The sequence below is a fragment of the Streptomyces beigongshangae genome (assembly GCF_019710745.1).
GTDB lineage: Bacteria > Actinomycetota > Actinomycetes > Streptomycetales > Streptomycetaceae > Streptomyces > Streptomyces beigongshangae.
In genome coordinates this window covers 20,279-28,661 of the sequence record NZ_JAHKJW010000078.1, presented here as the reverse complement: position 1 = coordinate 28,661, position 8,383 = coordinate 20,279, and the positions used below count along the sequence as shown (strand labels likewise).

Below are 8,383 nucleotides of genomic sequence, written 5' to 3'. Positions count from 1 at the left end.
AAAAACCCCAGGTCAGGCACCCATATCTCCAACACAATCACGCACCAGCTCGTAAGAGATCGCGCAGATAGGTGCTGCGCGGCGACGAGCTTTTCGGTGCCCGGGAAGCTCTGGCTGGCGGACGGGCCTGCGAGTGAAGAGACGAGACGTCGGGTAATCCCCTGATCCGGGTGTCGCTGCCCTGGTAGCGTTCACGGCATGTCTGCTGCTTCGTGTGCGGCCGCTTGCGCCGCGGTGACCAGGTCGTCCCGCTAGCGGCGGGACGTTCGACCCACACACTCTCCCTGGACGTCCAGCCGCTTCGTGATCAGACCGGAGCGGCACAGGTTTGTGCTGCTCAGAACTTCTTCTGAGTGACGGAGCACCTGATGCTTCCAGGCATCCCTTCTTCCCGCGGGCACAGCCCGTCTCCGGCACGCGCACGGCTGGTGCTGTGCGCGATGTCCATGCTGCAGTTCTTCATCGCGGTCGACGTGACCGTGGTCAACATCGCCCTGCCCTCGATCGGCGCCGACTTCGACGTCGACGGGCACACTCTGACCTGGATCGTGGTCGGGTACACGGTCACCGGTGGCGGGCTGCTGATGCTCGGTGGCCGGCTGGGCGACCTGCTCGGGCGGCGGCGCGTACTGCTGCTCGGCACCGGCCTGTTCGGCGCCGCGTCCCTGCTGGCGGGCCTGGCCCCCACGTTCGCGCTGCTGGTTCTCGCGCGCCTGCTGCAGGGCGCCGGTGAGGCCATCGCGCTGCCCGCCGCGATGGCCACCATCGTCCTGATGTTCCCCGAAGGCCCGCGCCGCTCGCGGGCCCTGAGCGTGTGGGCGGCGGTGGCCAGCTGCGGTCTCGTGGTCGGGTTCGTCCTGTCCGGAGTCATCACCGCCCACCTGGGGTGGCGGTGGATCTTCCTGGTCCCGGTCCCGTTCATCCTGATCGTGCTGCTGGCGGCCGTCTTCCTGGTCGAGGGGGAACGTCCTGCGGCCAAGGACGTCCTGCGGCTGGACCTTCCCGGCGCACTGCTGCTGACCGCCTGCCCGCTGCTGTTCACCCTCGGCGTGGTCAAGGCCGGTGAACCCGGAGCGCCCACATGGGTCATCATGGGGACGCTGGCCGGGGCGGTGGCCACCGGGGCCGGGTTCGTGCGCGTTGAGGCACGCTCGCGCAACCCCCTGCTGCCGCTGCGCTTCTTCGCCAACCGAACACGTGTGGCGGCCAATGTGGCCACGATGCTGCTGAGCGGAGCGCTGTCGACCTCGTTCCTGCTGTTCACCTTCTATCTGCAGGACCGACTGGGCACCGGCCCGCTCGGCGCGGGCCTGACGATGCTGCCCCTGGCCCTCTCTCTGATCGTTTTCTCGATGCTGGTGCCCCGCCTGCTGGGCCACTGGGGAGCACGCGCGTGTGTGCTGGCCGGCATCGGGTCCACCGCGGCCGCGATGGCCGCGATCGCCGCCATCGCGGCCCTGCGGGCAGACGGCGTGGCGATGATCCCGGCCATGCTCCTGATCGCGGCCGGGATGGGGTTCGGCCTCGTGGGGCTGCAGTACCTCGCGGTCGGCGGCGTCACCGAGGACGACGCCGGGACCGCCGCAGGCATCCAGCGCGCGGCTGACCAGCTGGGCGGCGCGACCGGGGTGGCGCTCTGCGTCGGGATCGGGTTCGCCCCGTCCATGCACTCCCTCGATCCGTTCCTGGTCGCCACCCTGCTGGCCACCATGGGGCTCGTGACCGGCGCGGTCGTGATCTGGCGCATGCCCGCACCTGTTCTCGCAGCGGACCTGCGGGAACAAGCCGGGTGACTGTCGCCCCGCAGGGGTGTGCCACCCATAACGGTCGGGACGGCACACCCCTGCGGGGCTTGCCGGTCAACGCCTTCTTCGGCTGAGCGAAGGTCACGTGCCCGTCCTGCCCTCATCCATAACCGACCCGTTGTGGAAGCAGTTCCAAGCCCTCCTGCCCAAGCGGTCAGCGGCCGCTCATCCGTTGGGCTGCCACCGCCCCCGCATCCCCGACCGGATCGTGTTCGACAAGCTCCTGGCCCGCCTCGTGCTCGGAGGCACCTACCAGCAGCACGCCGACCACACGTGCTCGGCAACCACGACACGATGAGGGCTCGGCGAGATGAGTGGATTGCCGACGGCCACTTCGAACAACTGCACCACCTGGCGCCGGAGGCATACGACGAGACCATCGGCCTCGACCTTGAGAATCCCGTGGGTGGACACCTGCATCGTGAAAACCCCTGGCGGTGGCCACAACACCGGGCGCAGCCCGGTGGACCGAGGCAAGAGCGATCTGAAGCGTTCGGTACCGGTCGACGCTAAAGGCTTGCCACTGGGGTGGGTCCTGGCCGGCGCGAACCACAACGACTCGCCGCTGTTGCGCCCCACCCTGGAAACCCTGCGCCTGTTCGGGTTCCGTCTGCCACCGGCGATCACGGTGCACCTGGACGCCGGCTACGACTCACAACCCACCCGAACGCTGCTGGACGAGCTGGGCTGCGCTGGGCGGATCACCCCGAAGGGACAGTTCATCCCGATCAACCACACCCACCGGTGGGTGGTCGAGCGGACCAATTCCTGGCACCACCGGGGGTTCAAGACGTTGACGATCGTGACCGACCGGCGCGCGACAGTACAGGACGCGTGGGTAGCGCTGACCAGCGCGGTCATCATGATCCGCAGGCTGCCCCGCCGGGCCTGAACCGCCTACCGGTGGGATACCCGCCCTGCCCAACGACCCTGACCTATCCGCGCGATCTCTCTTATGTCCCCGCCGTACCTTGCTGCTGATGTCAGCCAGGCATAGCGGCTCGGTGCCCTCGGCGGGTCATGCCCGCAGGTAAGTGAGGACGGCCAGGACCCTGCGGTGGGTCTTGTCCGTCGGAGGTAGGTCCAGCTTGGTGAGGATGTTGCCGATGTGCTTGCCGATCGCCGCTTCGGAAACCACCAGCTCCTTGGCGATCGCGCCATTGGACTTGCCTTCGGCGATCAGTGCCAGCACCTCGCGTTCGCGCGGGGTGAGCTGCTCCAGCGGATCGCGGCGGCGGCGCAGCAACTGGCGCACCACCTCGGGGTCGACCACCGTCCCGCCGTTCGCCACCTTGTGCAGCGCTTCTGCAAACTCCTCAACCTGGCCGACTCGGTCCTTAAGCAGATAGCCGACGCCTGTTCCGTCGCCGGAGTCCAGGAGTTCGGCGGCGTATGTCCGCTGCACGTACTGGCTGAGGACCAGGACCGGGAGTGTGAGGCGCTTCTCGCGCAGCCGCACTGCCGCGTGCAGCCCTTCGTCCTGGAAACCGGGCGGCATGCGTACGTCCGTCACCACGATGTCGGGGGCGTGCTCCTCGACAGCGGAAATCAGTGCCTGTGCGTCCCCGACAGCCGACACCACCTCGTGGCCGTAGCGGCTGAGCAGGCCGATGAGTCCTTCCCGCAGTAGCACGCTGTCTTCGGCCAGCACTACGCGGAGCGGTCGGCCGCCCTGGTCAACTCGCAAGGAAACTCCACACGCAACAGAGTCGGTCCACCCGGCGGACTGGTCAGGGCAAGTCTGCCATCAAGGACCGATACCCGGTCCGCGAGACCGGTGAGGCCGCTGCCCGCCGAGGGGTCCGCGCCGCCGCAGCCGCCGTCGCGCACTTCGAGGAACAGGCGTCCGCCGCGATGACCGCCGCTCACCTGCGCGCGGTGGGCCCCGCTGTGTTTGGCGACGTTGGCCAGCGCCTCGCAGACCACGAAGTACGCCGCGGATTCGACCGCCTGGGGTGGCCGGCCCGGCAGTTCGAGGTCGATGTCGACGGGGACCACGCAGCGGTCGGCGGCGTCGCTGACCGCGGCTTGAAGGCCGTAGTCCGTGAGGACCTTGGGATGGATGCCGTGGATGAGCTCGCGCAGTTCCGCGAGCGCCTTGCCCGCCTCCTCGTGGGCCTTGGTGAGCTGGTCGGCGAGCGGGCCGGGCGGGGCGTCGAGGCGGGCCAGCCCGAGGGCCATCGTCAGGGCCACAAGTCGCTGCTGGGCGCCGTCGTGCAGATCGCGCTCGATACGGCGCCGCTCGGCCTCAAAGGCATCCACCAACCGGACGCGGGAGCGGGCCAGTTCGACCACCTTGGCGCCGAGCTCGCCCTCGCGGGAGGCGATCAGCAGCCGGGCCAGCTCTGCGCGGGCGCCCGCCGTGACGCCGAGCACGTACGCGCCCAGGCCCATCAGGAGCAGGCCCAGTACGGCGACGCCGAAAGCGGTCGGCCATGTGGTGACCGTCCACTGCTTGAGCACCTTCGCCTCGTGGCCGTCGCCAACCGTGGCCATCAGCAGCGGGGTGGCGACCATGGACAGCGGCAAGAGCAGGGCGACCGTGATCACCAGGGCGTCGACCGGCCACAGCAGCCCGGCGAACAGCAGCGCGTACCCGAGCTCCCGCCAGGTCGCCTGCTCGCGCAGCCGGGTGGTCAGCCAGGCCCACAGTCCCGGCGCGGCCGGCACCTGGTGCCGGCCGGACACCGGGTTGCGGTCGATCAGGCGTACCCTGCGCCGCTCCACCCAGGCCACCGGGATACCGCTGAGGGCAACCACGACGAGCATGGGCAGTCCCACCAAGACGATGGCGAGCGCACCGCAGACCGCTGCCACCGTCACGATCCCCACCAAGGTGGCGACGCCGGTCACCGCGCCGGTGAGCAGATACGCGGTGGAGCGCCAGGGCCAGGCCGACAGCAGGAAGCCCGGCCGGGACATGGCCTGCCACACATTCCGAGGGTGCATGTGCATGACCGTAAGTGGCCCACCGGTCCGGTGCCATCGGTCCAGGGCGCGTATCGGGGGTATGCCTGGCACTACCCCAAGTCTCGTTCGGGCCGTACTGCTTCACGAAGGGCTTCCGCGGTTTCGTTGAGGCACCAACGAGCCAAGGAGCAGGTACTGGTGGGGGAACATATGAGCAACGACGCGATCCGATTGCGCTGCGTAACCAGGCGGTACGGCTCGGGCGGCACGTCCGTCACCGCCCTCGACCAGGTATCGCTCGCCTTCCCGAGGGGCACTTTCACCGCCGTGATGGGCCCGTCCGGGTCCGGCAAGTCGACCCTGCTGCAGTGCGCAGCGGGCCTGGACCGGCCCACGTCGGGCTCGGTCACCGTAGGCGACACCGAGCTGACCAGGCTGAGCGAGACCAAGCTGACCCTGCTGCGCCGCGAGCGCATCGGCTTTGTGTTCCAGGCGTTCAACCTGCTGCCCTCGCTGACCGCCGAGCAGAACGTGGCCCTGCCGCTGCGGCTGGCCGGCCGCCGCCCGAAGAAGGCCCAGGTGCGCGAGGTGCTCGAACAGGTCGGACTCGGCGACCGTGCGCGGCACCGACCGACGGAGATGTCCGGCGGCCAGCAGCAGCGCGTTGCCCTGGCCCGCGCCCTGATCACCCGCCCCGAAGTGCTGTTCGGTGACGAGCCGACCGGCGCGCTCGACTCGCAGACCAGCCGCGAGGTGCTGGCCCTGCTGCGTGGCATGGTCGACCGGGACAGCCGGACGATCATCATGGTCAGCCACGACCCCGTCGCGGCCTCCTACGCCGACCGCGTCGTCTTCCTCGTCGACGGCCGGGTCAACGGTGAGTTGATCGGCGTCTCCGCCGAGGACATCGCGGCACGCATGACCAAGCTCGAGGCGGCGCCGTGCTGAGCACCTCGCTGCGCACCCTGCGTACCCGCTGGGTCAACTTCGTCGGCAGTTTCGTCGCCCTCTCCCTGGGCGTGGCGCTGATCGCCGTGATGGGGCTGGCCCTGGCGTCCTCGCTGGACGCTCCCGACCGGGGGGCGCAGCGGTTCGCCGCCGCGCCGGTCGTCGTCAAGGGCCAGGACACCATCGAGGTGCCCACCTCGATCGGCGACCGCACCCAGAAGCTCGCGCAGCCGCGTGCCGTGCCCGACGACGCGGCCGTGAAGCTGCGGGACCTCGGGGCCGTCGTCGAGGACCGGTCGTTCGCCGTGCAGGCCAAGGGCGGGCCCGCGGATCTGGTGGGCCACCCCTGGTCCACGGCGGCCTTCGCGCCGTACCACCTCGACGCGGGGCGCGCGCCCGAGGCCGCGGACGAGGTCGTCGTCAGCGGTGACTGGGCCCGTCCGGGCACCCGGGTGCGGACCGACGGCGGCACGGTGCGCGTCGTCGGCACCGTGGCCGGGCTCGGCTTCGAAAACGCCGTGTTCTACACCGACACCCGCGCCGCCGAACTGTCGCCGCGCAGCCTCCAGCTCGTGGTCGACGCCGATGCGGCGGCCGTGCGTGAGGCGGTGCGCGGCAGCGAAGGTGTCCAGGTCCTCACCGGGGACGCGCGCCGGTACGCCGACGCCGACCCCGACCGGGACAGCGAGGCCCTCACCGCGATGAACGCCATGTTCGGCACGGCCGGCGGCGTCACCGGATTCGTGTCGGTGTTCGTGGTGGCCTCGACCTTCGCGTTCGCGGTGGCCCAGCGGCGCCGCGAGTTCGGGCTGCTGCGCACCGCCGGGGCGACCCCGGGACAGATCCGCCGCATGGTCGTGTACGAGGCGCTCGCGGTCGGTGTGCTCGCCTCGGCCGTCGGCTGTGTGCTCGGTTCCTACGGGGCTCCGAAGCTCGCCGAGTGGGCGGTCGACGAGAGCCTTGCGCCCCGCTGGTTCACCATCGGCGACTACACCTGGCCCTATCACATGGCGTTCTGGACGGGCCTGTTCGTGGCCCTGTGCGGCGTGCTGGCCGCGTCCTGGCGGGCCGGGCGCACCGGCCCCACCGAGGCACTGCGCGAGGCGTCCGTTGACACTCGGCCGATGACATGGGGCCGCTGGCTGTTCGGCGCGGCCCTGCTGATCACCGCCGCGGTGACCCTGACCCTGGCCCTGGTGACGAACCCGGGCGACCTGCTGCAGCGCAAGACCTATGTGAGCCGGCCGATGCTGCTGATCACCGCGGTCGCGCTGCTCGCGCCGGTGCTGGTGCGGCCACTGGCCCAGCTGATCGCCTGGCTGCCGGCCCAACTGCCGGGCGCCGGCGGGATGCTGGTGCGGGAGAACACCGCCACCGGGGTCCGCCGCACCGCCGCCGTCGCGGCGCCCGTGCTGGTCACGGTCGCGCTGGCGGGCTCGCTGCTCGGCGCCACTGCCACCCTCAACGAGGCGAAGGCCACCGAGGTGCGCGATCAGACGGCCGCCGACTTCGTGGTCACTCCGGCGGGCAACGCCGGCTTCGACGAGGCGACGCTGCAGCGGCTTCGGGCCGTGTCCGGTGCCGAGGTCGCGGCGAGTTCGTCGAGCGCCGTGTACGTCCTGGAGGACGGCGTGGCGCTCATCAGGTCCGATGCCAGGGCCATCGAGCCGGAACCGCTCGCCGCAACGGCCCGTCTCCCGCTCGCCGCCGGGAAGGTGGGCGATCTGGACGACGACTCGATCATCGTCAACGAGGAGTGGGAGAAGCACACCGTGGGCGAGCGGGTGGACGTGTGGCTCGGTGACGGCACGAGGAAGTCCCTGAAGATCGCCGCGGTCATGACCATCGGCACCGGCAACAACGGCGTCTACGTCACCCCGCGCAACGCCCCCGCGGCGTTCGTCGACCGGGTCGACGTACGCCTCACGGACGGTGCCGAGGCGGGCACCGTGGCCGCCGGTCTGCGTCAGGCGGTGCGGGCGTCGGGCGAGGAGGTCCTCACCAGGGACGCCTGGGTGCGAGCGGCGTATCCCGAGACCAACCGGACGACCCGGATGGGGTTCCTCCTGGTCCTCGGGATCGCTCTCCTCTACACCGGCATCTCGCTGGCCAACACGATGGTCATGGCGACCTCCGACCGGGTCCGCGAGCTGGCTGTGCTGCGGCTGGCCGGCGCCACCAGGTGGCAGGTGCTGCGGCTGGTGGGCGCCGAGGCGCTGATGGTGGTCATGGTCGGCGGACTGCTGGGAGCGCTGGTCGCCGGGCTCAACCTGGTGGGCATGTGGAGCGCGCTGGGTCTGCTCTCGGTGTGGACGTCCATCGAGATCCCGTGGGCGACGCTCGCGGCGGCCCTGGGTGCCTGCGCGGTGCTCGCCGTGATCTCGGCGGTCGCCCCGGCCGGCCTCTCCCTGCGCCGCAGGGCGGTGGAGCTGGCGGGGACACCGGAGTGACCTTTCTGCCCTGGACGCTGGTCTGCCCGGATGCAGACCTCATGGATCACAGGGCGAGGGACTCTTCCCGTGGACTGACAGGTGTGCTCTTGACCTTAAGGCGCGGGAAAAACTGCGGAGACCAGCGCGGGAGAGGATCTTCGCAGGCAGTCGTGCAAGTCGTGACCAGCGAATTCCGTCGACGCCCCTGACGTCCGCGACAGAAACACAGGGCTGGGCGGGCTCGGTTGTGAGCAGGCGGTCACTGACCGGTTAGGGTCCGCAGGCGTT

At 70.3% G+C, this 8,383-nt stretch carries 5 protein-coding genes and 1 pseudogene; 4 read left to right on the top strand and 2 right to left on the bottom strand.

What is annotated here, in order from left to right; translation table 11 throughout:
* Window positions 1–440 precede the first annotated feature (440 nt).
* On the top strand, window positions 441–1,793 hold the full coding sequence (locus KM933_RS35010; protein ID WP_221360259.1) for an MFS transporter: 1,353 nt from the start codon (window positions 441–443) through the stop codon (window positions 1,791–1,793).
* A 97-nt stretch (window positions 1,794–1,890) separates the two neighbouring features.
* Window positions 1,891–2,697, top strand: a pseudogene (locus tag KM933_RS35005) (IS5 family transposase).
* 126 nt (window positions 2,698–2,823) lie between these two features.
* Here KM933_RS35005 and KM933_RS35000 read toward each other — a convergent pair.
* Window positions 2,824–3,456 carry a response regulator gene (locus KM933_RS35000; RefSeq protein WP_221360242.1) on the bottom strand — a complete coding sequence of 211 codons (633 nt, stop codon included), beginning with the start codon at window positions 3,454–3,456 and terminating at the stop codon, window positions 2,824–2,826.
* Window positions 3,456–4,727: a sensor histidine kinase gene (locus tag KM933_RS34995; RefSeq protein ID WP_221360257.1), complete on the bottom strand. Its 1,272-nt coding sequence runs from the start codon at window positions 4,725–4,727 to the stop codon at window positions 3,456–3,458. Before KM933_RS34995 ends, KM933_RS35000 begins: the two co-directional genes overlap by 1 nt.
* 198 nt (window positions 4,728–4,925) lie before the next feature.
* Here KM933_RS34995 and KM933_RS34990 point away from each other — a divergent pair, with 198 nt between their 5' ends.
* Together KM933_RS34990 and KM933_RS34985 are read left to right on the top strand one after the other, a co-directional pair.
* Window positions 4,926–5,663, top strand: coding sequence for an ABC transporter ATP-binding protein (locus KM933_RS34990; protein WP_221360246.1), 738 nt, complete (start codon window positions 4,926–4,928; stop codon window positions 5,661–5,663).
* Complete coding sequence (locus KM933_RS34985) at window positions 5,657–8,113, top strand: FtsX-like permease family protein (RefSeq protein ID WP_221360240.1); 2,457 nt, start codon at window positions 5,657–5,659, stop codon at window positions 8,111–8,113. Before KM933_RS34990 ends, KM933_RS34985 begins: the two co-directional genes overlap by 7 nt.
* The last annotated feature ends 270 nt before the right edge of the window (window positions 8,114–8,383 follow it).

Coding starts and splice junctions, on each gene's coding strand:
- KM933_RS35010 (WP_221360259.1), top strand. CDS start 441: ATGTCCATGCTGCAGTTCTTCATCGCGGTCGACGTGACCGTGGTCAAC.
- KM933_RS34995 (WP_221360257.1), bottom strand. CDS start 4,727: ATGTCCCGGCCGGGCTTCCTGCTGTCGGCCTGGCCCTGGCGCTCCACC.
- KM933_RS34990 (WP_221360246.1), top strand. CDS start 4,926: ATGAGCAACGACGCGATCCGATTGCGCTGCGTAACCAGGCGGTACGGC.